The following is a 25,233-nucleotide window of genomic DNA, read 5'->3' as shown; positions in this document are numbered from 1 at the left end:
TCAGCGCGCTTCCCGGTTGCCGTGGTCACCGATGACGTCCGGGGACACCAGCCGCTCGTCGGTGAACAGGTCCTTGTCGTCGACGCCGTAACGCCTGATGTGCTCCGCGTCCTCTTCGACGTCCTGGGTGGCCGCACGCTCCATGAACTTCGACTCGGGCTTCGGCTGCTTCGCGCCGATCTTCTCCGAGCGCCGCATGGCCTCCTCTTCGGGAAGCTCACCGATCGGGAGCTGGCGGGTCGGCTTCACGCCGCCGCCTTCCTGACGGGGACGGCGGTCGCGTTCCCGGTCGCCACTGAGCGCGCCACCGGCGACACCGGCGCCGAGCGCCGCGGCACCGGCGCCCAGGTCGCCCGCGGCCGGGCCGGCGATCTTCGGGACGGCTGGGAAACCGCGGCCGGATTCGTTGCCTGGGGCCATCGGCGCCTGCGGTCCGGAGCCGACGGAGCGGCCCTTGCCGAGCGCCTGGTCGCCACCCGCGCCACCGCCGACGTTGCCGAAGACACCAGGGCCCGAGCTGGAGCCGGGACCCTTGCCGACGGCGCTGTCGAGACCGGGGCCGGTGCCGAACGACTTGCCGACCGGCTGCGCCGAGGTGGTGCTGTTCGGCGGCGCGCTGCCGGTGGACTGGCCCGGCGGCACGTTCGGGGTGTTCGGGATGTTCGGCGCGCCCGGCGGAGCGAACGGCGGCGAGGTCGGCGAGCCGGTGACCGGGTACGACGGCCTGCCCTGTTCGGGCTGCGGGGACGGCCGGTTCGGCGTCACCCAGCCGGCACCTGGTGCGGGGGCGGGCTTCGACGTGCCGGAGGGCGTGGTCGGAGCGGCGGCCGCGGGCGCCGTGGCCCCGGCGTTCGGCACCGACGCGCCGGTCTTGCGGGCCGTCCCGCCGCCCATGGCGACGCCGTAGGCCGGGGTCGGCGCGTCGTAGGACGGCGCCTTCGGGTTGCTGACGGGCTGCGCGACCGGCGGCACGTACTTCGATTCGACGGCGGCCGACGCGGGCCGCACGCTGCCGTCCGGGGTCAGATCCGTGGCCGTGCCCGCCAGATCGAGCGTGGCGGAACCACCGCCCGCTCCGGCGGCCGTCGTGGTCTGGGTCAGGTTCATCGCCTGCGGGTCGGCCAGCGTGCCGGTCGACAGCAGGTTCTCGCCGCTCGTCTTGGCGTAGTCGTTCAACGCCTCCTGCGCCTGCGCCCGCGCGTTGTTCGCGGCGCTGACGGTTTTGGCGTGGTCGGTCTCGAACCCGATCAGGCTCAGCAGGACGTCACCGACGGTCAGGCCGCCGGCGCCCTTCCGGACCACCTCCGGATCCGGGAGCTTGTGCAGCGTCCGGTTGAAGGCCTCACCCTGGGCGAAGATCATCTCCGCGGAGTGCGAGACCTTCGAGTTCGCGTCCTGGGAGAAACCCGCCTGCTCGGTGAACACCTGACCGGCGGCACCGCCGGCCTCGCTTTGCCATTCCACGCCGAGCTTGCCCAGCTCGTCACGCAGCGTCTTGTCGGTGTCGGCGAGCGCGCCCGCGACGGATTTCAACGCGTCGACGGCGATACCGATGCTTCCGGTGCCGTCACCGCTGCGGAAGCGTTCGATCTCGGTCGCGATCCCGGTGTCGGTGTAGCCGTCGAACCGAAGATCGCGGAGCCTGCCCGCGAGGTCGGAAACGTTCACGCCGCCCTCCCTAGTTGCGTGCTTTCAAGGTCTGCAAAGCCGAATCGGCCGCCTGTGCGGACATCTCGCACAGCTGCGGCATGGTGAACGCGCCGGCGGTGACGGTGACCGCCCGCACCGCCAGCGTCTGTCCCTGAGCGACCCCGACGAGCGTTTCGCAGTCGCCCGGTGTGCCGGCGTCACGGTGGTTCCTGATGGCGGGGAACCCGCCGACCGCCGTCGGTTCCGTCGTCATGCTGTTCTTGCGGCGCTTGCCGGTGAACCATTCTTCGACGTCCGCGGTGATCGTGCGGACGTAATAGCTGTGGAAGGGCTGCGCGGCGTCCGCGTCGAGGACACAGGTGGGGCCGTCGATCGGTTCCGCGGCCGCGCGCGGTTTGCTGTTGATCTTGAGCTGGTCGAGCTGCGGATCGGTGAGCAGCGCGCACGGGTCGACACCCTGGAGGCTCAGTTCGGCGGGCCTGGCGGGCAGCGCCGACGCCTTGGCGCCCTGCGTGACCGAGGCCAGCGCCGGTTCGTCGGGGAACGCCTGCCCGCCCGTGTCCGTGGCGCATCCGGCCAGCGCGAGGGTGAGCACCCCGCCGGTCACCAGCACACGAGGCCTACGCCCGGTGTACACCACGGTCCCCGAACGCGGCGGCCTTGTCCGCATCACTGGTCTTGTACTCCTTGGCCGCCGTGCGGAGCTGGCCGACCAGGCCACGGAGACCGGCAACGTAGGCGCGGACCTGCGCGGCGTACGACTGGTCGCCGTCGGCCACGAGCTCGTTCCAGACGCTGGTCGCGTGCACGCTCACGGTGTCGTTGGCCGGTGTGTCGATACGCAGCTGGTCCAGCCGCGTCATGAGCTTGTCCTGCAACGCGTCGACCTGCTCTTCGACGATCTTCGCGACTTCGAGCAGCTTCGACGGATCGACTCTGATGTCGGCCACCGACGGTGGCGTCGGGACCGCCGACGTGAGGTCCTGGATCTTGCTCGATGCTGCCATTCCCCACCCCTTGGAAACACGCACGGTGACCGTTCGCCCTGTCGAGGCTACCAACGCCGATGTATCGAGCGCCTAAGCTTCTCAGGAAATACCGGGTTAGACGCAGCGGTCGCCCGGGCGGTTCCGTCCGGGATTCACGAGACCGGGGTGGCGATCTCTCCCTTGGCGGCGAGCAGGGCGATGTCGGTGCGGTGGTGGGAGCCGGCCAGGTGGACCTTCTCGACCGTCGCGTAGGCGTCCTTGCGGGCGGCCTTCAGGTTCTTGCCGGTGCCGACGACCGACAGCACCCGGCCGCCGGAGGAGACCACGGCGCCGTCGTCGCGGCGGCGGGTGCCGGCGTGGAGCACGCCTTCGAGCTCGCCACCGGTGATGACGTCGCCGGTCCTCGGCTTGCCGGGGTAGCCGTCCGCGGCGAGCACGACGGTGACCGCCGCGCCGGAGTCCCACTCCAGCGGCGGCAGTTCGGCGAGCTTGCCGGTCGCCGTCGCGTGCAGGACCTTGCCGAGCGGGCTGCGCAGCAGCGCCAGGACGACCTGGGTCTCCGGGTCGCCGAACCGGCAGTTGAACTCGATGACCTGCGGGCCCTCGGAAGTCAGCGCGAGACCGGCGTAGAGCAGGCCGGAGAAGGTGGCGCCGCGGTTGTCGAGCTCGTCGACCACGGGCTGCACGATGCGGGCGACGACGTCGTCGACCAGGTCCTTCGGCGCCCACGGCAACGGCGCGTACGCACCCATGCCGCCGGTGTTCGGGCCCGCGTCGCCGTCGCCGACACGCTTGAAGTCCTGCGCGGGCAGCAACGGCACGACCGTGCGGCCGTCGACGAAGCAGAAGAGAGAGGCCTCAGGGCCGTCGAGGAAGGACTCCAGGAGCACCGGGTGGCCGCCGTCGAGCAGCATCAGGGCGTGCTTGCGCGCGACGTCGACGTCCGTGGTGACCACGACGCCCTTGCCCGCGGCGAGACCGTCGTCCTTGACCACCCAGGTGGGGCCGAAACGGCCGAGCGCGGCGTCGAGCCGGGCCGGGTTGTCGACGACCTCGCAGTGCGCCGTCGGCACCTTCGCGGCCGCCATGACGTCCTTCGCGAACGCCTTCGAGCCCTCGATCCTCGCCGCGGACGCGGACGGGCCGAAGCAGGCGATGCCCGCCTTCCGGACCGCGTCGGCGACACCGGCCACCAGCGGGACCTCGGGACCGACCACCACCAGATCCGCCTGCCACTGCTTGGCGAGGGCGGACACGGACTCGGGGTCGGCCGCGTCCACGCCGAGTTGCTCGGCCACCGCTGCGGTGCCGGCGTTGCCCGGGGCACAGGCCAGTGCGGTGACGGAAGGGTCTTCCGCGACCGCGAGGACGAGTGCATGCTCACGGGCGCCGGACCCGATTACCAGTACGCGCACGACGCACAGGGTAACCGGGCCGGTGAGCTACAGAGACGTCGCCGTCCTCGAGCGGGTGGTTCCATCCGGCGTTCACCCGGCGGTCAGCGCTCCGCCGGTCCGTCTTCGCCGTCCGGACGCCTCCTGCGTCAAGGGTTGCGCGGTACCCCGAGTTCAAGCGAAAGAGGTTCCCCACCATGCGAAAGCGCCTGGGCGTGCTCGCCCTGTCCGGACTCGCCGTACTCAGCGTCACCGGGCTGGCCGGCGCCGCCGAGCCGAGCGCCCAAGATGTGTCGGCGCTGGCGAAGGGTCACGATGGTCCGGTGATCGTCGGACACCGCGGCGCCCCCGGCTACCGGCCGGAGCACACGCTCGCCTCGTATGAGCTCGCCTACCGCCAGGGCGTCGACTGGGTCGACGTCGACCTCGTGCCCACCAAGGACGGCCAGCTCGTCGCCCGGCACGAGAACGAGATCGGCGGGACCACCGACGTCGCGAAGCACCCCGAGTTCGCGAACCGGAAGACGACGAAGGTCATCGACGGCACGTCGTACACCGGCTGGTTCACCGAGGACTTCACGCTCGCCGAGCTGAAGACCCTGCGCGCGACCGAGCGGATCCCGCAGCTGCGCCCGAACAACAAGATCTACGACGGCCGCTACCAGATCGCCACCTACCAGGAGGTGCTCGACCTGACGCGCCGTCTCGGCCGCGAGCTGCGCCGTGAGCTGGGGACGTACCCGGAGATCAAGCACTCGACCTACTTCTCGTCGATCAAGAACCCGACCGAGCCGAAGCTGGTCGAGCTGATCAAGCGCAACGGGCTCAACCACCCGAAGGCGCCAGTGATCATCCAGTCGTTCGAGGTGTCGAACCTGATCGCGCTCTCGCGGCAGGTGCGGGTGCCGCTGCTGCAGCTGACCTCGGCGACCGGCGCTCCGGCCGACTTCGTCGCGAAGGGTGACCCGCGGACGTACGCCGACCTCGTGACGCCGGCGGGCCTGAAGGAGATCTCGAAGTACGCGGACTACCTGGGCCCGGAGAAGGCGCAGGTCATCCCGGTGGTGAACGGCGCGCTGGGGCAGCCGACCAGGCTCGTCGCCGACGCGCACCAGGCCGGGCTGAAGGTCGGGCCGTACACGTTCCGCAACGAGAACAACTTCCTCCCGCAGAGCCTGCGCTCGTCGGCGAACCTCGCCGAGTACGGCAACACGTTCGCCGAGCAGGAGGCGTTCCTCAAGGCGGGTGTCGACGGGTACTTCTCGGACCACCCGGACACCGCACTGGAGGCCGTGAAGGCGTTCCAGGGGCGCTGACCTCCGCAGTACGTGAAGGCCCCCTTCACTGCGTCTAGCGCAGTGAAGGGGGCCTTCACGTATTTCGAGAGCGCCGGTTCGGTTGGCCCAGGTGGGGCGCCGACCGTGTGACAGGTCTGGTCACCGCGGCCAGATCGCCTGAGACGTGACGGGTGTGTGGAGATAGAGACGTTCAACGTCCCTATTTCCACACACCCCTCACCCACGGTGACACTCGCACCGCGCCGGGCGAGCTATTCCTTGCGTCCGGAGGGGGCGAGGTCTTGACGGGACCTTGACATGCGCAGGTCGGCGGGCCTAATTTCGGCGGATCTCAATGGTCTGTCCGCATACCTTTGAAGTGGGTGCCCGATGGATGTCTCTGACAAGCAGGCCGCAGAACCCGCCGACGAAGACAGTGCCCGGCTCCACCAACTCGGCTACGCGCAGGAACTCCGGCGCACGATGTCGGCCTTCTCCAACTTCGCCGTCTCCTTCACGATCATCTCGATCCTCTCCGGCTGCCTGACCCTCTACGGGTTCGGCATGAAGACCGGCGGGCCCGCCGCGATGATCTGGGGCTGGCCGCTGGTCGGCCTGTTCGTCATCCTGGTCGGGCTGGGCATGGCCGAGGTCTGCTCCAGCTACCCGACCGCGGGCGGCCTCTACTACTGGGCGGCGAAGCTCGCCCCGCGCAACGGCGCGGCGTGGTCGTGGTTCACCGGCTGGTTCAACCTCATCGGGCAGATCGCCGTCACCGCGGGGATCGACTTCGGCGCGGCGCTGTTCCTCAACGCCTTCCTCGATCTGCAGTTCGGCTTCGAGGCGACACCGGGCAACACGATCCTGTTGCTGGCGATCATCCTGGTGATCCACGGACTCCTGAACACCTTCGGCGTCAAGATCGTCGCGCTGCTGAACAGCATCAGCGTGTGGTGGCATCTGGCGGGTGTGCTGGTCATCGTCGGGGTGCTGATCATCGTTCCCGAGAAGCACCAGGACGCGTCGTTCGTCTTCGGCGAGTTCGTCAACAACACAGGCTGGGCGTCGCCGGTCTACGTCTTCTTACTGGGCCTCCTGCTCGCGCAGTACACACTCACCGGCTACGACGCCTCGGCCCATATGACCGAGGAGACCAAGAACGCGGCGAAGGCCGGGCCGCGCGGGATCATCAACTCGATCCTCGTCTCGCTGGTCGCCGGCTGGATCCTGCTGATCGGCCTCACGTTCGCCATCCAGGACTACGAAGGCGCCGCCGGCTCCGAAACCGGGGTGCCGCCCGCGCAGATCTTCATCGACGCGACCGGCGCGACGACCGGCAAGTTCCTGCTGCTGATCTGCATCGGCGCACAGTTGTTCTGCGGGATGGCGTCGGTGACCGCGAACTCCCGGATGATCTACGCCTTCGCCCGCGACGGCGCGATCCCGGGTTCGAAGTTCTGGCACCGCATCAACAAGCGCACCCAGACGCCGACCAACGCGGTGTGGCTGGCCGCGGGCGGCGCGCTCCTGCTCGCCCTGCCGTACTTGTGGAGCGCGACCGCGTACGCGGCGGTGACCTCGATCGCCGTCGTCGGCCTTTACGTGGCCTACGTGATCCCGGTGTTCCTGCGGGTGCGCAAGGGCGACGATTTCGAACCAGGACCGTGGAATCTCGGCCGCTGGGGCAAGCTCGTCGGGACCATCGCGACCGTGTGGGTGTGCTTCATCTTCGTGCTTTTCATGCTCCCGCAAGGATCACCGGTCACCATCGACAGTTTCAACTACACGCCCATCGCCTTCCTCGTCGTACTCGGCGGTGCGGCGGTGTGGTGGTTCGCCTCGGCACGCAAGTGGTTCACCGGCCCGAAGGTGCAGGGTTCCGAGGAAGAACTCGCCGCGGTGGAAAGGGAACTCAAGGAACTGGGGTAGCGGCGTTTTCCTGGGAGCGGCCGGCCCGGACCACGGTCACCGCGGCCGCTCCCAGCGCCCCGACTCCGGCGAAGGCGTAGAAACCCCACGGGTACGCGATTCCGGCGCTCAGCAGCGCGCCGCCGAGGATCGGGCCGCAGATCGCGCCGACGCGGCCGACACCCGCCGCCCAGCCGATCCCGGTGGCACGCATGACATCCGGGTAGGTCTTGCCGATGTAGGCGTACACGAGCACCTGCGCGCTGAACACGAAACCGCCGGTGAGGAACACGGCCACGTACAGGCCGACAGCGGGCAGCTTCACGCTCAGCAGGGCGAGGAACACCGCCGCCCCGAGGAACCAGGAGATCACCGCGGGCCGCACGCCGGCCTTGTCCGCCACCCGGCCCGCGACGAGCAGGCCGACCACGCCGCCGAGGTTCAGCGTGAGCAGCAGCCCGAGCGCCGCGCCCAGCGGGTACCCGGCCTGGCGCATGATCTCCGGCAGCCAGGTGTTGAGCCCGTAGACCAGCAGCAGCCCCATGAACGACGTCACCCAGAAGGCGATGGTGGCGCGCAGGAGCCCGCCGCGGAACAGCCCTCCGACGACCTGTGTCGCCGACTTCTCCTGCGTCTCCCGCGCCCGCTCGAAGGACTCGGATTCCGGCAGGTACTTGATCATCAGCGGCACCAGCACGAGCGCCGGCAGCGCACCGGCCACGAACATCGCGCGCCAGCCGAGCGGCTGGATCAGCCAGATACCGAGCAGGGCCGTGAGCACCGCGCCGACGTGGTAGCCGGTCATCACCGTGGTGGTCGCGCTGCCGCCCTTGCCCTTGCGGGCGTACTCGGTGACCAGCGCGATCGCCGTCGGCAGACAGCCGCCGAGGCCCAGCCCGGCGAGGAAACGCAGCAGACCGAAGACGAATGCCGACGGCGAGATCGCGCAGAGCGCGGTGAACGCGGAGAAGGCCGTGACCGCGATGATCAACGCCTTACGGCGGCCGATGACGTCGGTGATCGTGCCGATCGCCATCGCGCCGATCATCATGCCGATCAGGCCGAACGTCGAGATCACCGACGCCGTGCCGGGGGTCAGGCCCCAGACGTGGTCACGGAGCAGCGACGGCAGCACGGTACCCAGGACGACCAGGTCGAATCCGTCGAGCAGGACCGCCGTCCAGGCGAGTGGGACCACCCACGAACGGGCCGCGGCAGTGGACATTGAAGACCTCCAGCTGTGTTCGCAATGCGCACGAGTATGCACAATACGAACGCTGTGAGCAAGGCCACTGGGCCTGTCAAAGTCATTAAAGGGGCGTTCAGGACGCTGAATGTCCCGAACGCCCCTCTCACGACACGTGGAGTCAGCGCTTGGCGAGGTCTCCGAGGACGCTCCAGGTGCGAAGCCGCTCTTCGCTGTTCCGGATGCCGCTCTGCGTCGCGACGACCTCGGTCGCGCCGGCGTCGAAGTACCGCCGGATCTCGGCCGCGATGGTCTCCTCGTCACCGGCGATCACCAGTTCACCGGCGGAGTCCACGCCCTGGTGGTCGAAGACCGCGCGATAGGACGGGATGTCGCGGAAGAACGCGTACTGCCGGTCGACCTGGGCGCGGACGGCATCGGGATCGCCGGTCACGACGACCGGCGCCATCGCGATGATCCGCGGCGCCGGACGGCCGGCGGCGGCCTTGGTGATCTCCGGGACGATCAGCCCGGAAAGGGCCTTCGGCCCGGCGAGGAACGGGATCGTGCCGTCGGCGAGTTCGCCGGTGACGCGCAGCGCCTGCCGTCCCATCGCCGCGATGATCACCGGGATGTCCGAAGAACCCGCGACGGACAGCGAAGCCGCGAAACCCTCGGCGTGCGCCTGGACCGTCTCGCCCTGGAAGTCGACTTCGCCGCCGTCGAACACCTGCCGAAGGATCGTGAGGTACTCGCGAAGGTGCTTGATCGGTGACGGGTACTCGACGCCGTACGCCGGTTCGAGCCAGTTCTTCGCGCCGGTTCCGAGACCGAGGACGAACCGGCCCCCGGTGGCCGCCTGCGCCGTCTGCGCGAGACCGGTGATGAGCAAGGGATGCCGTGGGTAGATCGGGACGACGCCGGTCCCGACGGTGATCCCCGGGACGGCGCGGCCCGCGAGGGCGGCGACGGTGATCGCGTCGTGCTCCATCTGCTGGGAGAACCAGACGGACGTCAGGCCCGCGTCCGCGGCCTGCCGGGTCTGCGTGATGAGTTCGTCGACGATGTTGACGGCGTCCGCGGTGTCCCCGGACGGGAGTGCCACTCCGATGGTCATGTTCAACGGCAACCGCGCCGGCCAACGGATATTTCGCCGTTCACCAGATGAGATCACGCGCGCGGTTTCCGCCGCTGGCACACCCTTGGCGGCGTCCGACCCCTCGACCTGGAGTGACCCGATGTCGCTGACCGATGTCATCGAAGGAACCAAGACCGCCGTCGACGCCGACCCGCGCAACGCCGCCGTCTCGTTCAGCGTCGCCAACGCGCTGAACCCCGGCACCGCGACGCAGGTCGACGTGCGGGTTCGCGATCACTCGTTCGGGGTGGACGAGCCCGCCGCACTCGGCGGCACCGACACCGCGGCGAACCCGGCGTGAAAGTGACCGTGGACGGAGACATCGACCTGCACGGCTTCTTCGGGTTCTCGGAGACCCGGCCGGGTTTCGGCGATGTGCGCCCGGAACCCGACGCCGGTGAAGACCTCGCTCACCTGAGTCGTGAGTGGCCAGGACGGTTAGAACCGTCCTGGCCACTCACGAGGTCAGACGAACTCGTGCCGCACGATGGTCTGCTCACGGCCCGGCCCGACGCCGATCGCCGAGATCCGCGCGCCCGAGAGCTCTTCGAGCCGCTCGACGTAGGCCCGCGCGTTGGCAGGCAGCTCCTCGAAGGTGCGGCAGCCCGAGATGTCCTCGAACCAGCCCGGCAGCTCTTCGTAGATCGGCAGCGCGTGGTGCACGTCGGTCTGCGTCATCGGCATGTCGTACGTCCGGAACCCGTCGACCTCGTAGCCGACGCACACCGGCACCTTCTCCAGCCCGGACAGCACGTCCAGTTTGGTGAGGAAGTAGTCGGTGATGCCGTTGACCCGCACCGCGTAGCGCGCGATGACCGCGTCGAACCAGCCGGTGCGCCGCGAGCGGCCGGTGGTGACACCGAACTCGCCACCCTGTTTGCGCAGGTACTCGCCGGATTCGTCGTCGAGCTCGGTCGGGAACGGGCCGGAGCCGACACGCGTGGTGTAGGCCTTGAGGATGCCCAGCACGGTGTCGATCTTGCCGGGGCCGATGCCCGAACCCGCGCTCGCGCCACCGGAGGTCGGGTTCGACGACGTCACGAACGGGTAGGTGCCGTGGTCGACGTCGAGCAGGGTGCCCTGCGAGCCTTCGAGCAGCACGGTCTCACCGCGTTCGAGGGCCTGGTTCAGCTGGAGACGCGTGTCGGCGATGCGGTGCGCGAACTTCTCGCCCGCGGCCAGCACCTCGTCGGCGACCTGGTCCGCGTCGAGCGCCTTGCGGTTGTAGACCTTGACCAGCACCTGGTTCTTGAACTCCAGTGCCGATTCGACCTTCTGCCGGAAGATCTTCTCGTCGAGCAGGTCCTGCACGCGGACGCCGACACGGGCGATCTTGTCCTGGTAGCAGGGGCCGATACCGCGGCCGGTGGTGCCGATCTTGCGGCTGCCGAGGTAACGCTCGGTGACCTTATCGATCGCCACGTGGTACGGCATGATCAAATGCGCGTCGGCGGAGATCAGCAGCTTGCTGGTGTCGACGTCGCGTTCCTCCAGCCCGGCGAGCTCGTCGAGCAGCACGCCCGGGTCGATCACGACACCGTTGCCGATGACGTTGGTGACGCCCGGCGTGAGGATCCCGGACGGGATGAGGTGGAGGGCGAAGTTCTGCCCGTCGGGAAGGACTACGGTGTGGCCCGCGTTGTTACCGCCTTGGTAACGCACGATCCACTGGACGCGGTCGCCGAGCAGGTCGGTGGCCTTGCCCTTGCCCTCGTCCCCCCATTGGGCCCCGATCAGCACGATGGCCGGCATGTGACACTCCAGGTGTTCGGCGACTTGTGGTTTGGCGCTGGTAAATGCCGGTGCATGAGCGTAACGGAGGGCCTTCGGGTGCGCGGAATAGTGGTGGTCTGTCCCGAGGGCGAGCCCACACTCCCGGAGATCGACGACGTCGAAATGGTGCACGTCCCGAGCCGCCCCGGCAAGGCGGATATCGACCCCTTGCTGGGGGAACACGATCATCTGGTGGTCGTGGGCACCGACGCGGACCTCGCGGCGGTCGCGCTGCGGCTGTTACGAAAAGAACAGCTCTCGGGCGTGTCGCTCGGCTTCGTGCCGTCGTCGCCGGATTCCGACGTCGCCCGGATCTGGAGCCTGCCGACGCAGCCGCTGCATGCCCTCTCGCTCGCCCTGCGTGGCGAAGTCGACCCGGTACCGCTGATCCGCGACGACACCGGCGGGGTGCTGGTCGGGCGCGGGGTGATCGGGATGATCCGCGGGGTGGCCTACTGCGACGAGCACACCGTGCTGCGCGGGCCCGCGCGCTCGATCGAGGTCGAGCCGGACACGAGCGGCCCGGGGCTCATGGTCCGGGTCACGAAGGGGACGCTGTTCAAACGGCCTTCGACGCACTACGCGCGGGCGTTCCAGCTCGGCTGCATCCCGACCCGGCCGAGCATCGACGGCGTCGCCCATCCCCGCGCGATGAGCCGGTGGACCTGGTACCGGCACACGGAGGACCTCCGGCTGGTCCGCGGGCTCGAGTAGCCCGTTCGGCTCAGAACCTTCAGCTGGACTTTCCGAAGATTTTTCGGCCGCGGGCACCCTGTCCGACCTGCTCGTGACACCCTCCGTTCACGAATAGCCAGCAGAGTGTCATCCGATGGTGTTGCGTGGGCCATATCCGTACCGCAAGGTGACCAGGTCCCCAAACCTGACACGGAGGCAGCAATATGCCAACTGCGCTTGCTGTTCGTCGCTCCTTCACCGTTCTCGCCGTCTCGGCGATCGTCTCGGCGGGTGTGGTCGGCGTCGCCGAAGCGACGCCCCCGGGTATCCCGTCGGCGGACACCGCCAAGTCCCAGCTCGCCTCGCTGACCGTCAAGCCGGACGGCTCGTCGACCGGGTACAGCCGCGACAAGTTCCCGCACTGGTCCGACCAGGGCAACAGCTGCAACACCCGTGAGGTCGTGCTGAAGCGGGACGGGACGAACGTCCAGCAGGACAGCAGTTGCGCCGCCGTCTCCGGCAGCTGGTTCAGCCCGTACGACGGCGCCACCTGGCGCGCGGCGTCCGATGTGGACATCGACCACGTCGTCCCGCTGGCCGCCGCGTGGCGCACCGGCGCGTCGTCGTGGACCACCGCGCAGCGGCAGGCGTTCGCGAACGACCTCAGCTCGCCGCAGCTGATCGCCGTCACCGACAACGTCAACCAGGAGAAGGGCGACAAGTCGCCGGACGCCTGGAAGCCGCCGACGGTCGGCTACTGGTGCACCTACGCGAAGATGTGGACCACGGTGAAGTACAAGTACAAGCTGAGCATCAAGTCCGCGGAGAAGACCGCGCTGACGGACATGCTCAACCGCTGCTAGACCGGTTTCCGCGTGAAGGCCCCCTTCCCTCGGCTGAGCCGCGGGAAGGGGGCCTTCACGCGCGATCGGCGCTGTCAAGCGGAAACGTGGGACGTTTCGCGGGCTGGGAGCCGGGCTCAGTATGTGGGCGGGCCTCAAGGGCGTGATTAGCGTGAATCGGGTCAGCGCAAACGAAAGCGCGCCCCGTTCCCCGCTGGAGGCCATCCGGTGTCCCGTACCGCCGCCACGTCCTTACTCGCCCTCACGGCACTTGTCGCCACCGCTTGCTCTTCCGCGGGCGGCTCGACGGGCGCCGACGCCGGGCCGCCCAAACCCGGTGGCACGTTGCGCCTCGGGATCTCGTCCAGCCCGGACTGCATCGATCCGCAACAGGTCGGCACCAACGCTTCGCTCAACGTCGGCCGCCAGCTGGTCGATTCGCTGACCGACCAGGACCCGGCCACCGGCGAGATCAAGCCGTGGCTGGCCGAAAAATGGGAGAGCAACGCGGATTCGACCGCGTTCACCTTCCACCTGCGCGACGGTGCGACCTTCTCCGACGGCAGCCCCGTCGACGCCGCCGCGGTCAAGACGAGCTTCGACGCGATCAAGGCGCTCGGCCCGAAATCGCAGCTCGGCTCGGGCTATCTGGCCGTCTACAAGGGAACGACGGTCGTCGATCCGAAGACGGTGAAGATCGAGTTCTCCGTGCCCAGCGCCCAGTTCCTGCAGGCCAGCTCGACGATGTCGCTCGGCGTCCTCGCGCCCGCCGCGTACAAGAAGACGGCCGACCAGCGCTGCCAGGGCGACGGCCTGATCGGCTCCGGGCCGTTCGTTTTCGAGAGCCTGAAACAGAACCAGGAAATCGTCCTCGCCAAACGCAAGGGCTACAACTGGGGCTCGTCGCTGTTCAAGCACCAGGGTGAGGCGTACCTCGACAAGATCGCCTACAAGATCGTGCCGGAACCCGGTGTGCGCACCGGAAGCCTCGCGTCCGCGCAGCTCGACGCCATCACCGATGTCCAGCCGGTCGACGAACCGCAGTTCACCGGCAACGGCTTCACCGAGCCCACCCGCCCGAATCCGGGCGTCGTGTTCAACCTGCACGCCAACGTCACCAAAGGCGTGCTCACCGACGAGAAAGTCCGCCAGGCGGTGGTCAAGGGCATCAACCGGCCCGAGGTCACGAACACCGTGCTGACCCCGAACTACAAGCCCGCCACCAGCATCCTCGGCTCGGCGACGCCGTTCTACACCGACCTTTCCCCGCTGCTCGCCTACGATCCGGCGGGCGCGACGGCGCTGCTGGAAAGCGCGGGCTGGCTGCCCGGCCCCGACGGCATCCGCACCAAGAACGGGCAGCGGCTGACCGCGAAGGTCGTCTTCTCCCTGGTGTTCAACCAGAACAAGAGCGTTCTCGAACTCGTCCAGCAGCAGTTGCGCAAGATCGGTTTCGACCTCCAGATCGAGCAGCGCACGACGGCCGAAAGCGTGCAGATCACGCAAAGCGGGAACTACGAGTACCTCTGGTACAACACCACTCGCGCGGATCCGGACATCCTGCGCAACCTGTTCTCCACCAAGGCGAACAACCGCAGCAAGCTGTCCGCGGGCAACCCCGTCGACGCGCCGCTCGACGCGCAGTCGTCCACTGTGGACCCGGCGAAACGGAAGCCGGCCGCCGAGGAGGCGCAGCGCGCGATCATCGAGCACGGCTACTCGGCGCCGGTGTTCGAGCTGACCCAGGTGCTGGCGCACGGGCCGAACGCGCACGGCATCGGTTTCGAGGCGTCGTCCCGGCTTCAGCTGTTCGACGCCTGGGTGTCCGGCTCGTGAGGCGGTATCTGCTCCGGCGGGTCCTGCAGGCGGTCTTCGTCCTCTGGGCCGCGTTCACCGTCTCCTTCGTGATCCTCTACCTCCTGCCGGGTGACGCGGTCAGCGCGAAGCTCGGCGGAGGCGAGGCCGGCCTTTCGGTCACCCCCGAACAGCTGGCCGCCGCGAAGGCGGAGTACGGACTCGACGATCCGTTGCCGCTGCAGTACGGAAAGCGGCTGGTCGCGGCGGTACAGGGCGACTTCGGCCGCTCGATCGCCACGGGGGACGACGCCACGAACATGGTCGTCTCAGCCCTGCCTCCGACGCTCGCGGTGACCGGCTTCGCCCTGGTACTCGCGATCCTGTTCGGCGGCGGGATCGCGTTCGCCGGCACCCTCACGCGGCACCGCTGGCTGGGCAATCTCCTGCTCGCGTTGCCGCCGTTGGGGATCTCGCTGCCGCCGTTCTGGGTCGGGCTGCTGCTCATCCAGTTCTTCTCCTTCCAGCTCAAGCTGCTGCCCGCGCTGGGTTCGAACGGCTTCGAGTCGCTGATCCTGCCCGCGATCACGCTCGCCATCCCGACCGGCGCGATCATCGGGCAGGTGCTGGCGAAGAGCCTCCGCACGCAACTCGCGGAGCCCTACGCCGAGATCGCGCTGGCGAAGGGAGCGAGCCGGTCGAGAGTCCACTTCGGACATTTGCTGCGCAACGCGGCGGTGCCGACACTGACCATCGCAGGAGTGGTCGCGGGAAACCTGATCGCGGGTTCGGTGATCACCGAGACGGTGTTCTCCCGTGACGGCCTCGGCCGGGTGACGTCGTCGGCGGTCACCGCGCAGGACATCCCGGTGGTGCAGGCGGTGATCGTGCTCGCCGCGCTGGTGTTCGTGGTGATCAACCTGCTCGTCGACCTCGTCTATCCCCTGCTGGACCCGCGCATCCGACACCGGGAGACCGCCGATGCCTGACGTTCTCGTGCGCACCCGGCGGAAGCCGGGCCTGATCATCGCGATCGCCGTCCTGGCGTTCGCCCTGCTGGCGGCGGTCGCCCCCGGCCTCTTCACCGGGCAGGATCCGCTCGCCGGCGTCCCCGCGGAGAAGATGCAAGGGCCATCGCTCGGACACCTTTTCGGCACCGACGAAACCGGGCGCGACATCTTCGCGCGGGTGGTGCACGGTGCCGCGCTTTCGTTGCAGGCGACCGTGATCGCCGTCGTCGTCGCGCTCGCGGCCGGTTCCGCCCTCGGCCTGCTCGCCGGATTCCGGGGCGGTGCGCTCGATTCGGCGATCATGCGCTGCGTCGACGTCCTGCTGGCGATCCCGTCGATTCTCCTGTCGCTGGCACTGGTCACCGCGCTCGGTTTCGGCACGACCAACGTCGCGATCGCGGTCGGGGTCGCGAACCTCGCGCAGTTCGCCCGGCTGATGCGCGCCGAGGTGCTGCGTGTCCGCAGTGGCGTGTTCGTCGAGGCCGCCCGCGCGGGAGGCGTGCGCTGGACCGGGGTGCTCGGGCGGCACGTGCTGCCCAACGCGCTCGGCCCGGTGCTCGCGCTCGCGACGCTCACCTTCGGCACGGCGGTGCTGGAGGTGAGCGCGCTGAGCTTCCTCGGCTACGGCGCCACCCCGCCGACGCCGGAATGGGGCTCGCTGGTGGCGGGCGGCCGCGGCTTCCTCGCCACCGCCTGGTGGATGACGACCTTCCCCGGGCTCACCGTCGCGGCCGTGGTGCTGTCCGCGAACCGGCTGTCCAGAGCGATCGAAGGAGACGTGCGGTGAGCGAACTGCTGACCATCCGCGATCTCGCGGTTTCCTACAAGAACGTGCCCGCCGTGGACGGCGTCTCACTCTCCGTCCACAAGGGACAGATCGTCGCCGTGGTCGGCGAGTCCGGATCCGGCAAGAGCACGACGGCGCACGCGGCCATCGGGCTGCTGCCGCGCGGCGGGCGGATCGACCGCGGCGAGATCACCTTCGACGGCCGTGACCTCACGAAACTCTCCGACCGCGCCTGGCGTTCGGTGCGCGGCCGCGAGATCGCGCTGGTCCCCCAGGATCCGACGGTGTCGCTCAACCCCGTGCACCGGATCGGCGACCAGGTCGCGGAAGTGCTGCTCATCCACGGCCTCGCCGACAAACGCGGCGCCGGCGCGGAGGCGGTGAAACTGCTGCGCAAGGCCGGGATCGCGGACCCGGAGGCGCGGGCGCGGCAGTATCCGCACGAGTTGTCCGGCGGGCTGCGCCAGCGAGCGCTGATCGCCGCCGCGCTCGCCGGACGGCCGAAACTCATCATCGCCGACGAGCCGACGAGCGCGCTCGACGTCACCGTGCAACGGCAGATCCTCGACCATCTCGAAGAACTCGCCGCCGACGCGGGCACCGCCATCCTCCTGATCACCCACGATCTCGGCGTCGCGTCCGACCGGGCGTCGCGGATCGTGGTGCTGTCCCAGGGCGAAGTGGTCGAGGAAGGCACGACCGGCGAGATCCTCGCCGCGCCCACCCAGAGGTACACGCGGGATCTGCTCGCGGCCGCGCCGAGCCTGTCCGACACCCCGTTGCAGGCGCCGAAGCCGCCGTCGGCCGACGTCCTGGTTTCGGTCCGCGACCTCGGCAAGACCTTCGGGGCCGTCCGCGCCGTCGACGGCGTCTCGTTCGCTATTGCACGCGGCCGGACACTCGCGCTGGTCGGCGAGTCCGGTTCGGGCAAGTCGACCACCGCGCGGATGATCCTGCGGCTGGAGACGCCGACCGACGGCGTCGTCGAGTTCGATGGCGAGGACATCACCGCGCTGCGTGGCGAGGAGCTGCGGCGGCTGCGGCGCCGATTCCAGCTCGTGTACCAGAACCCGTACGCGTCGCTGAATCCGAAGTTCAGCATCGAAGACGTCATCGCCGAGCCGCTGCGGGCCTTCGGCGTCGGCACGAAGGCGGAACGCCGGGCGCGGGCGGCGGAGCTGGTCGACCAGGTCGCCCTGCCGTCTTCGGTGCTGAAGCGCAAACCCGCCGAACTGTCCGGCGGGCAACGTCAACGCGCGGCCATCGCGCGGGCGCTCGCGCTGCGCCCGGAGCTGATCGTCGCCGACGAACCCGTGTCCGCGCTGGACGTCTCGGTGCAGGCGCAGATCCTCCGGCTCCTCGCCGATCTCCAGGACGAACTCGGCCTGACGTACCTGTTCATCTCGCACGATCTCGCCGTGGTCCGGCAGATCGCGGACACCGTCGGTGTGCTGCGCGGCGGCGAGCTGGTCGAACTCGGCCCCGCTCAGGACGTCCTCGAACGGCCGTCCGCGGACTACACCCGGGAGCTGCTCGCCGCCATCCCCGGCCGGAAACCCCTGGAGACACGATGAAGTTCGGGCTCTTCTCCCTGGTCGCCAACCATCCCGACCCCGAAACCGGGGCGACACCGACCCAGCATGAGCGCCTGCGCCACGTCGTCGACGAAGCGATCTTCGCCGAGGAACTCGGCTTCGACGCGTACGGCGTCGGCGAAAGGCACGGCGAGCCGTTTCTCTCCTCGGCGCCGCCGGTGATCCTGGCCGCGGTGGCCGAACGCACCCGGCGCGTCCGGCTGCTGACCACGCTGACCGTGATCAGCGTGCTCGACCCGGTGCGTGTCGCCGAGGACTACGCGACGCTCGACCAGCTTTCCGGCGGGCGGCTGGAGCTCATGATCGGTAAGGGCAACGATCCCCGGCACTTCCCGCTGTTCGGCCTCGAAGAGGAGCGGCAGTGGGAGTACCAGGCGGAGAAGTTCGCCCTGCTGCGCAGGCTGTTCCTGGAGGAAGGAGTGACGTGGGAGGGCGAGTTCCGCTCGCCGCTGACCGACGTCACGACCCAGCCGCGGCCGTTCCACGCGCGGCCGCGGATCTGGCACGGGAGCGCGTCGAGCACCGAGTCGACCGAGCTGGCGGCGAAGTTCGGCGATCCGCTGTTCACCGCGAACGGCTTCCACCCCAAGAAGAAGTACGCCGACCTGATCGACCACTACCGGCGGCGATGGGCGGAGTACGGCCACGATCCGGCGGACGCGCTCGTCGGTTCGGGCGCGGGCGGGCTGTACGTCGCCAAAACCTCGCAAGAGGCGCTGGACGGCTACCGGCCGTACTTCGAGGCGCTGATGAAGACACCCGCGTATCAGCACAACAAGTCCGAGTTCACCACGTTGGAGGACAAGATCACCGGAGGTTCCGCGCTGGTGGGGAGCCCGGAGCAGGTGATCGACAAGATCGGTGACTACCACGCGTCGTTCGGGCACGAGGTGCAGGCGGTGTCCGTCGACGGGCTCACCTCCGGCGAAGCGCGAGACGTCCTGGAGCTCTTCGCCTCCGACGTCGTCCCGATCGTGCGGAAGGAACTGCCCTCGCGGGTCTGGGAAAGCTAGTAACTTCGAGGAGGTGCGCATCCTCTTCACGTGCCGCCCCGCCTACGGCCACCTGTACCCGCTGATGCCGCTCGCGCTCGCCGCCCGCGCAGCCGGGCACGAGGTGCTCTTCGGGACCGGCGAAGCGTTCGTGGACAAGGTCCGCGGGCTCGGTTTCGACGCGCACAAGGTCGGGATCTCGATCCAGGACGCCGTCGACCAGGCCGAAGGGGACGCGCTCGAGGCCATCTTCACCGCCTTCGCCGACATCCTGCCGCAGGCGACGATCGCCGACCTGACCCCGCTGCTCCCCACGCTCCGGCCGGATCTGGTCGTCTACGAGATGAGCGATGCCGGCGCGGCGGCCGCCGCCCGCCGGGCCGGGATCCCGGTGGTGTCCCACGTGATCGGGCGGTCGATGCCCGCCGAGCTGATGGCCGCCGCCGCGCACCGGTTCGCGCCGCTGTGGGACGGCAACCCGCCTGCCGACCTCATGCTGGGCGACGCCGGGATCGACGTGTGGCCGGATGTCGTCCGCGACCCGGTGGCGAGCTCGCTGCCGACGGTCTTCCGGCTCCGGCCGGTGCCGTGGAACGAACCCGGCACGGTGCCGTCGTGGCTCGACGGACGCGACCGGCCGCTCGTGTACCTGACGCTGGGCACCGTCGCGTTCGGTGCCACCGGCGTGCTGCGCGCCGCGATCGACGGCCTCTCGCGGCTGCCGGTGGACGTCCTGGTCGCGCGTGGCCCGGGTGACCCCGGCGAGTTCGGCGATCTGCCGTCGAACGTCCACGTCACCGGCTTCGTGTCACAGTCCGAAGTCCTTCCGCGCGCGGATCTGGTGGTGCACCACGGCGGCACCGGGACCGTGCTCGGCGCGCTTTCGGCGGGCCTGCCGCAGCTCGTGCTGCCGCAGGGCGCGGACCAGTTCGTCAACGCGGAAACGCTGGAGACGGCCAACGCCGGGCGGGCGCTGACCGGGGACGAGGTGACCGCGGACGCCGTCGAGGAGAGGGCCAAGACCCTCCTCGACGACGCCCGCGTGCGCGAGGTGGCGGCGAGGGCCCGGCACGAGATCGCCGCCATGCCCGCGCCGCCGGAGGTCGTCCGGCGGCTGGAGGAGTTCGCCGATCACGCGTGATCAGACGCGTAACTCGCGTGATTGGAGGCGTAACTCGCGTGATCGGAGGCGCACACGTGAGTTACGCCTTCAATCACGCGAGTTCTGCCTTCAATCACGCGAGTTACGCCTCCGCGACCAGCTTCAGGATCTCCCGCGCCACGACGTCGTTCTGCCGGAACGGGAGCGCGTTCGTCCTCGGGCGGGTGAACGCGCCGGCCGACCGCGCCGAGGTGTGCGGTCCGAGCGCGAACCGGCGCGGATGCGGACGGCCCGCACCGTCGAGCATCCGGCCGTCGGAGACGCGGGTGTGGATCCGGCCGGCGAGCAGCCTGTCGCCGGTCACCGTGTCGACGACGGCCTCCTCACCGAGCGCGCCACTGGCGTGCAACTGTCGCAAAAGGACATCGGACGCCCTGGTGATACTCGGCTCGGGCAGCCGTGCCTCGACGAGCGTGCGTGCCTCGGTCTCGCCGGGGAAACTGGCACCGGAAGCGACGAAGGCCCGGCGTTCCTCGTCCGCCGAAACCAGCGTTTCCGCGCCAAGGAAGGACACCAGTCCTGCTTCCTGGAGCGCGAGCAGTTCTTCGAGCCGTCGCGGAGGCGGGCCGCTGGCGAAATAGGAGAAGAAGCCGAGGAACCAGCCGTCCAAATTGGACAGTTGAGAGATCGCGTCGAGCCGCCCGGTCTGCACCAGCGCGGGAAGCTGCCCCATCACGGACAACAGTGCCGTGAAGGCGCCGAGATCCGCGCTGTACGCGGGGTCCGCCCGCCGGCTCAAGTCCGCTTCGACGTACTCGCGTAGCTCCTTGCCGTACTCTTCGGCGCTGCCGAACCGGGCACCCGCCATCGGACGGTCCAGGTGCTCCAGATCGAGCCGGTCGTCCGCCGCGGGAACCGCGCGCGTCACCAGCTCGTCGAGCTCGCCGGGCCCGGCGTCCGCGAAGGCGTCGGCGAAGACGGCGAAATCCATGCGCACCCGCTCGGGATGAGCCGTGAACAGCTCGCTGTAGTAGGCCCACGCGATCTCCTTCGAGATCAGTGGCCAGACGTCACGACGGAAGTCGATCCGTCCGGGCACGGCGCACAGCTTTTCGATGGCGTAGGCGTCGAAGAACTTGGGCAGCCGCAACGGTTTCCCGCGTAGCCGGTAGCCGATCTTCGCGTGGTACGGCACCCCGCGACGTGACCCGACGTGCAATACGGGCTCGGCGCCGGACGGGTGATACTTCAGCCCGCCGCACGCCTGCTCCTCGAACCGGCCACCGCGGCCTTCGGTCAGCAGCAGCATCAGATCGACGAAGGCGAGGCCGAATCCGCGCACCAGCACGGTTTCCCCCGGCTCGATCGCCGAATAGTCGACGTCGGCCGTGTAACCGGCCGGATAGTAGGCGAGCCCGTGACGCGCGGCGAAATCCGCGAGTTCGGCCTCCCGTTCGTCCGGTTCGGCGTCGAGATGCCCGACGGTGAACAGGACGGCGTCCACCTCCAGGGGTTCCGCGCGGCCTTCCAGCCAGAGCGACTGCGGCTCGCCGTCTTCGAGCCGCACCGCGCGGGCCCGGTGCTCGACGACCTCGATCCCGGCGGGAAGTTCGGCGCGTACCTTGCGGTGGAACCACGCGAGGTACGCGCTCTGCAGCCGCCTCGTGGGGAAGTGATCGCTTTGCAGTGCTTCCAGTTCGGCGCGCAGACTGTCGTCGATCTCGGCGTCGAGCCTGCCGTCACGGACCAGCCGCGCCCACTCGATCAGTGACGGGCCCGGCCTGACCGGGCCGTCGATCCGCACGGTGTCGTCGGTGAACACCGTGACGTCCTCGGGCATGGAGTTCATCCGCAGCAACGGTGACTGTTCGTACCGCCAGACCCGCCCGGCCCCGGCGGGAAAGGGATCGACGAGATGCACCACCAGCCGCCGTCCGCCGAGCAGTTCGGCGGCGTTGGCGCCGAGCCGTTCCAGCACGCCCACCCCACGTGGACCGGCGCCGACCACCGCGAGCACGTAGGGAAGGTCTGCGGTACCCACGAAGCCGAAGCTACGCCGGGATTCCGGGCGGTGTGCGGGTTCTCAAGGAGCGGAACCCGTTGCCACGGCGGAGAACCGGCGCGTACTCGTCGAGCAGGGGGACACGGACGAGAGGAACGCGCGATGCCGGTCGAATTCCTGGGTATCGGAGGCACCAACGACGGTTCGGAGACGCATCCACGATCGGGCGGCGTCTTCGACAAGGACTACACGCTGCGCCTCGCGCGGGCGCACGAGGACTTCGGCTGGGACCGGGTGCTGTTCGCGTACGGCTCCAGCGGACCGGATCCGGCGCAGGCGGCCGCGTACGTCGCGTCGAAGCTCGACAAGCTCCAGATCCTGCTGGCGCACCGGCCGAACGTCTCGTACCCGACCTTCGCGGCGAAGACGTTCGCCACGCTGGACCAGCTTTCCGACGGAAGGCTCACGGTCCACTTCATCACCGGCGGCAGCGACCATGAACAGCAGCGCGAAGGCGACTATCTCACCAAGGACGAGCGCTACTCACGCACGCGCGAATACATCCAGATCGTGAAGCGGGCCTGGACGTCCGAAGAGCCCTTCGACCACGAAGGCGAGCATTACCGCTTCGCCGACTTCGTCCTCGACGTCCGCCCTGTGCAGCAGCCGCGCCCAGGAGTCTCGTTCGGCGGCTCGTCGCCGGCGGCGTACGCGGCGGGCGGGGCCGAAGCGGACATCTTCTGCCTGTGGGGCGAGCCTCTCGCGCAGACGGCCGAGCAGATCGAGTCCGTCAAGGCCGCGGCGAAGGCCGCCGGGCGGACCGACGTACCGCGGATCCAGGTCGCCTTCCGCCCGATCATCGCGCCGACCGAGGAACTCGCCTGGGAGAAGGCCTATCGCACGGTCGACGCCATCAAGAAGCGGACGAGCGGGGGCAAGCAGCTGACCCGGCGGCATTCGCTCACGATCCCGGAGAACACCGGCTCGCAGCGGCTCCTCGCGGTCGCCGCCGAAGGGGAACGGTTCGACCGGGCACTGTGGACCCCCACGGCGGCCGCGACCGGCGGCGCCGGAAACTCCAACGCGCTGGTCGGCACGCCCGAAACCGTCGCGCAGGCCTTGCTCGACTACTACGACCTCGGCGTCGACATCCTCTCCGCGCGCGGCTACGACATGCTCGGCGACACCATCGACTTCGGCCGCCACGTCATTCCGATCGTGCGCGAAGAGGTCGCCAAACGGGACGCGGCTTCGGCCCGCGAAGTGCTCGCGGTCGACGGCTGAGCCGTCACTCCACCGAATGGCGTATCGGTCAGCCATTCGGCGGACCGCGTCGATGCCGCCCGCTGGACCTCACGGTCGCGGAGCGGAGTCGAAAGGCGTTCGCGCACCCTGCGAACACTGCCGCCCCGGAGGACGCACGGCGCGTCGTATCCCCGGGCCGGGTGACGCGTCGTTGCGCGGGTTTTCCCGGCGAAAACCCCAAAAACACCGAAAGCCGCAGGTCCGAGCCGAGGGACCGGCCACCGGGACATCTTCGCGACCGGTCGTTCATCCACGAAAAAGATCTCCAACTCCAGAAACCCGGCGAAAGAACCTAGCCAATCACCAACAGTCAGGAGACACTTACGTGAACGAATGACGCTTCGTGACGAGCTCGTGACCGCGTTACTCTCGGTCACGAGTTTGTCGCGTAATAAGGACCCTATTGGGGGCAGCATGGCTTCGGCCGGACGGGTCACTTACCGAGAGGTGTTCGGTGTAGCCGAGTTCCGTTCGCTCTGGTTCGCCGAGCTGTTCTCGATCTTCGGTGATCAGCTCGCCAGGGTCGCCCTCTCCGTCCTCGTCTTCACCGAAACCCGCTCCGCGACCCTGACCGGTCTCACCTACGCGCTGACCTACGCCCCCTCGCTGCTCGGCGGCATCTTCCTCACCGGCTTCGCGGACCGGTTCCCCCGGCGGACCGTGATGGTGGTCGTCGACCTGTTACGGGCACTGCTGATCGCGCTGGTCGCGATCCCGGTGATGCCGTTCTGGGTCCTGTGCGTCCTCGTCGGCGCGGTCTCGCTGCTGAATCCGCCGTTCAAGGCGGCCCAGCTGGCCCTGCTGCCGCAGATCCTCGAAGGCGACCGGTTCGTCGTCGGCATGGCGATCCGCAGCATGACCGTCCAATCGGCACAGCTGGCCGGATTCGCCGGCGGCGGTCTCCTGCTGACCGCGCTCGAACCCCATATCGCCCTCGCGCTGGACGCCGTCACCTTCGTGATCTCGGCGCTGTTCGTCCGGTTCGGGCTGAAGTCGCGGCCGGCCGCGGCGACCGGCGAGAAACGCAAGTCGTTCTTCGCGTCGATCGGTTCGGGCGGGAAGATCGTCTTCGCCAGCTCAGGGCTGCGCTCACTGCTGCTGTTCACCTGGCTGATGGGCCTGCTGCCGGTCTACGAAGGCATCGCGGCGCCGTACGTCGCCTCGTCCGGCGGCGGCCCCGAGGTCATCGGCCTGCTGCTGGCCGCCGACCCGATCGGCAGCGTGATCGGCGCGTTCATCTATTCGCGCTGGGTGCCGGCGCACGTCAGACCGAAACTGATCGGGCCGCTTTCCGCGCTGACGGCGATCCCGCTGCTGCTGTGCTTCCTGCAGCCGGGGCCGTGGGCGTCGATCGCGCTGTTCGTGCTCTGCGGCGCCTTCGGCACGGTGGCGCTGATGCAGGCGACCGCGTCGCTGACGCTGGCCGTGCCGGACGAGAGCCGGGCACAGGTGATGGGGCTGTCGAACACCGGACTGACCACGACGATGGGCGTGAGTCCCCTGATCGGCGGCATCCTGGCGGATCAGGTCGGCCCTCAGTCGACCGTCGGCGTCTTCGGGCTTGCGGGATTGGTGCTGACCGTCCCGCTCGCGTTGAGCTGGTTCCGGACCCTCAGCCGCGACCCGGAACGGTGGCAGGAAAAGGACGCCGCGCGCGCAGAACATTGAGGTGTTCCACGCGCCGGCCCGATCGCGCGGACGTCTGGCGCGCGCCCCAGTTCACTGATCCCTACCGGCCATCGCTGGCACCTTTCCCTCGACCTCTCAGAGAAAAGTACACACCTAGGGAGCTTGTCGACAGCCCGCAAGTCGGT

General features: G+C 69.1%; 20 protein-coding genes and 1 pseudogene. 13 read left to right on the top strand and 8 right to left on the bottom strand.

The window, feature by feature from the left end; translation table 11 throughout:
* The 4 genes from H4W30_RS09240 to purD form a co-directional block, all read right to left on the bottom strand.
* Window positions 1-1,668: a hypothetical protein gene (locus H4W30_RS09240; protein ID WP_192742517.1), complete on the bottom strand. Its 1,668-nt coding sequence runs from the start codon at window positions 1,666-1,668 to the stop codon at window positions 1-3.
* Between the two features lie 10 nt (window positions 1,669-1,678).
* Complete coding sequence (locus tag H4W30_RS09235; protein WP_225949222.1) at window positions 1,679-2,320, bottom strand: DUF3558 domain-containing protein; 642 nt, start codon at window positions 2,318-2,320, stop codon at window positions 1,679-1,681.
* On the bottom strand, window positions 2,271-2,657 hold the full coding sequence (locus H4W30_RS09230) for a PE domain-containing protein (protein WP_192742516.1): 387 nt from the start codon (window positions 2,655-2,657) through the stop codon (window positions 2,271-2,273). The genes H4W30_RS09235 and H4W30_RS09230 overlap by 50 nt, the downstream gene beginning before the upstream one ends.
* Before the next feature lie 134 nt (window positions 2,658-2,791).
* Window positions 2,792-4,054 (bottom strand): phosphoribosylamine--glycine ligase, encoded by a 1,263-nt coding sequence (purD, locus tag H4W30_RS09225; RefSeq protein WP_034312495.1) that lies wholly within the window; start codon window positions 4,052-4,054, stop codon window positions 2,792-2,794.
* Window positions 4,055-4,230: 176 nt separating this feature from the next.
* On the opposite strand from purD, the gene H4W30_RS09220 reads away from it, so the two are divergent.
* Both H4W30_RS09220 and H4W30_RS09215 read left to right on the top strand, forming a co-directional pair.
* Window positions 4,231-5,349, top strand: coding sequence for a glycerophosphodiester phosphodiesterase (locus H4W30_RS09220; RefSeq protein WP_192742515.1), 1,119 nt, complete (start codon window positions 4,231-4,233; stop codon window positions 5,347-5,349).
* 351 nt (window positions 5,350-5,700) lie between these two features.
* Entirely contained in the window at window positions 5,701-7,239 is a 1,539-nt protein-coding gene (locus H4W30_RS09215; protein WP_192742514.1) for an amino acid permease, read from the top strand.
* Here H4W30_RS09215 and H4W30_RS09210 read toward each other — a convergent pair.
* Together H4W30_RS09210 and H4W30_RS09205 are read right to left on the bottom strand one after the other, a co-directional pair.
* Window positions 7,223-8,443 carry an MFS transporter gene (locus H4W30_RS09210; protein WP_192742513.1) on the bottom strand — a complete coding sequence of 407 codons (1,221 nt, stop codon included), beginning with the start codon at window positions 8,441-8,443 and terminating at the stop codon, window positions 7,223-7,225. The genes H4W30_RS09215 and H4W30_RS09210 overlap by 17 nt on opposite strands.
* A 142-nt stretch (window positions 8,444-8,585) precedes the next feature.
* Window positions 8,586-9,521, bottom strand: a complete 936-nt coding sequence (locus H4W30_RS09205) for an LLM class F420-dependent oxidoreductase (RefSeq protein ID WP_192742512.1) — start codon at window positions 9,519-9,521, stop codon at window positions 8,586-8,588.
* A 121-nt stretch (window positions 9,522-9,642) separates the two neighbouring features.
* Between H4W30_RS09205 and H4W30_RS09200 the strand changes: the two are divergent.
* Window positions 9,643-9,923: pseudogene (locus H4W30_RS09200) on the top strand (OsmC family protein); the annotation flags it as partial.
* Between the two features lie 84 nt (window positions 9,924-10,007).
* Here H4W30_RS09200 and H4W30_RS09195 read toward each other — a convergent pair.
* The gene (locus H4W30_RS09195; RefSeq protein WP_126736271.1) at window positions 10,008-11,294 is read right to left on the bottom strand and encodes an adenylosuccinate synthase; all 1,287 of its coding nucleotides are present in this window, start codon (window positions 11,292-11,294) and stop codon (window positions 10,008-10,010) included.
* 54 nt (window positions 11,295-11,348) lie between these two features.
* On the opposite strand from H4W30_RS09195, the gene H4W30_RS09190 reads away from it, so the two are divergent.
* From H4W30_RS09190 to H4W30_RS09155, 8 genes are all read left to right on the top strand, one after another.
* Window positions 11,349-12,029: a hypothetical protein gene (locus tag H4W30_RS09190; protein ID WP_225949236.1), complete on the top strand. Its 681-nt coding sequence runs from the start codon at window positions 11,349-11,351 to the stop codon at window positions 12,027-12,029.
* A 185-nt stretch (window positions 12,030-12,214) separates the two neighbouring features.
* Entirely contained in the window at window positions 12,215-12,853 is a 639-nt protein-coding gene (locus H4W30_RS09185) for a GmrSD restriction endonuclease domain-containing protein (RefSeq protein WP_063275394.1), read from the top strand.
* A gap of 207 nt (window positions 12,854-13,060) precedes the next feature.
* Window positions 13,061-14,668: an ABC transporter substrate-binding protein gene (locus H4W30_RS09180; RefSeq protein WP_192742511.1), complete on the top strand. Its 1,608-nt coding sequence runs from the start codon at window positions 13,061-13,063 to the stop codon at window positions 14,666-14,668.
* Window positions 14,665-15,615, top strand: a complete 951-nt coding sequence (locus H4W30_RS09175) for an ABC transporter permease (RefSeq protein WP_192742510.1) — start codon at window positions 14,665-14,667, stop codon at window positions 15,613-15,615. Before H4W30_RS09180 ends, H4W30_RS09175 begins: the two co-directional genes overlap by 4 nt.
* A complete protein-coding gene (locus H4W30_RS09170) occupies window positions 15,608-16,423 on the top strand; it encodes an ABC transporter permease (protein WP_192742509.1) in 816 nt (271 codons plus the stop codon). The genes H4W30_RS09175 and H4W30_RS09170 overlap by 8 nt, the downstream gene beginning before the upstream one ends.
* Window positions 16,420-17,997 (top strand): dipeptide ABC transporter ATP-binding protein, encoded by a 1,578-nt coding sequence (locus tag H4W30_RS09165; RefSeq protein ID WP_192742508.1) that lies wholly within the window; start codon window positions 16,420-16,422, stop codon window positions 17,995-17,997. Before H4W30_RS09170 ends, H4W30_RS09165 begins: the two co-directional genes overlap by 4 nt.
* Entirely contained in the window at window positions 17,994-19,031 is a 1,038-nt protein-coding gene (locus H4W30_RS09160) for an LLM class flavin-dependent oxidoreductase (RefSeq protein ID WP_192742507.1), read from the top strand. The genes H4W30_RS09165 and H4W30_RS09160 overlap by 4 nt, the downstream gene beginning before the upstream one ends.
* 13 nt (window positions 19,032-19,044) lie before the next feature.
* Window positions 19,045-20,151, top strand: coding sequence for a glycosyltransferase (locus tag H4W30_RS09155; RefSeq protein ID WP_192742506.1), 1,107 nt, complete (start codon window positions 19,045-19,047; stop codon window positions 20,149-20,151).
* Between the two features lie 103 nt (window positions 20,152-20,254).
* On the opposite strand, the gene H4W30_RS09150 is transcribed toward H4W30_RS09155, so the two are convergent.
* The gene (locus tag H4W30_RS09150) at window positions 20,255-22,153 is read right to left on the bottom strand and encodes an FAD/NAD(P)-binding protein (protein WP_318780571.1); all 1,899 of its coding nucleotides are present in this window, start codon (window positions 22,151-22,153) and stop codon (window positions 20,255-20,257) included.
* A gap of 123 nt (window positions 22,154-22,276) precedes the next feature.
* On the opposite strand from H4W30_RS09150, the gene H4W30_RS09145 reads away from it, so the two are divergent.
* Both H4W30_RS09145 and H4W30_RS09140 read left to right on the top strand, forming a co-directional pair.
* Window positions 22,277-23,398: an LLM class flavin-dependent oxidoreductase gene (locus H4W30_RS09145; protein ID WP_192742505.1), complete on the top strand. Its 1,122-nt coding sequence runs from the start codon at window positions 22,277-22,279 to the stop codon at window positions 23,396-23,398.
* Between the two features lie 435 nt (window positions 23,399-23,833).
* The gene (locus H4W30_RS09140; protein WP_192742504.1) at window positions 23,834-25,087 is read left to right on the top strand and encodes an MFS transporter; all 1,254 of its coding nucleotides are present in this window, start codon (window positions 23,834-23,836) and stop codon (window positions 25,085-25,087) included.
* Window positions 25,088-25,233: the final 146 nt, after the last annotated feature.

It is taken from the genome of Amycolatopsis roodepoortensis (assembly GCF_014873915.1).
Lineage (GTDB): Bacteria > Actinomycetota > Actinomycetes > Mycobacteriales > Pseudonocardiaceae > Amycolatopsis > Amycolatopsis roodepoortensis.
This window is presented reverse-complemented; position numbering and strand designations above follow the sequence as displayed.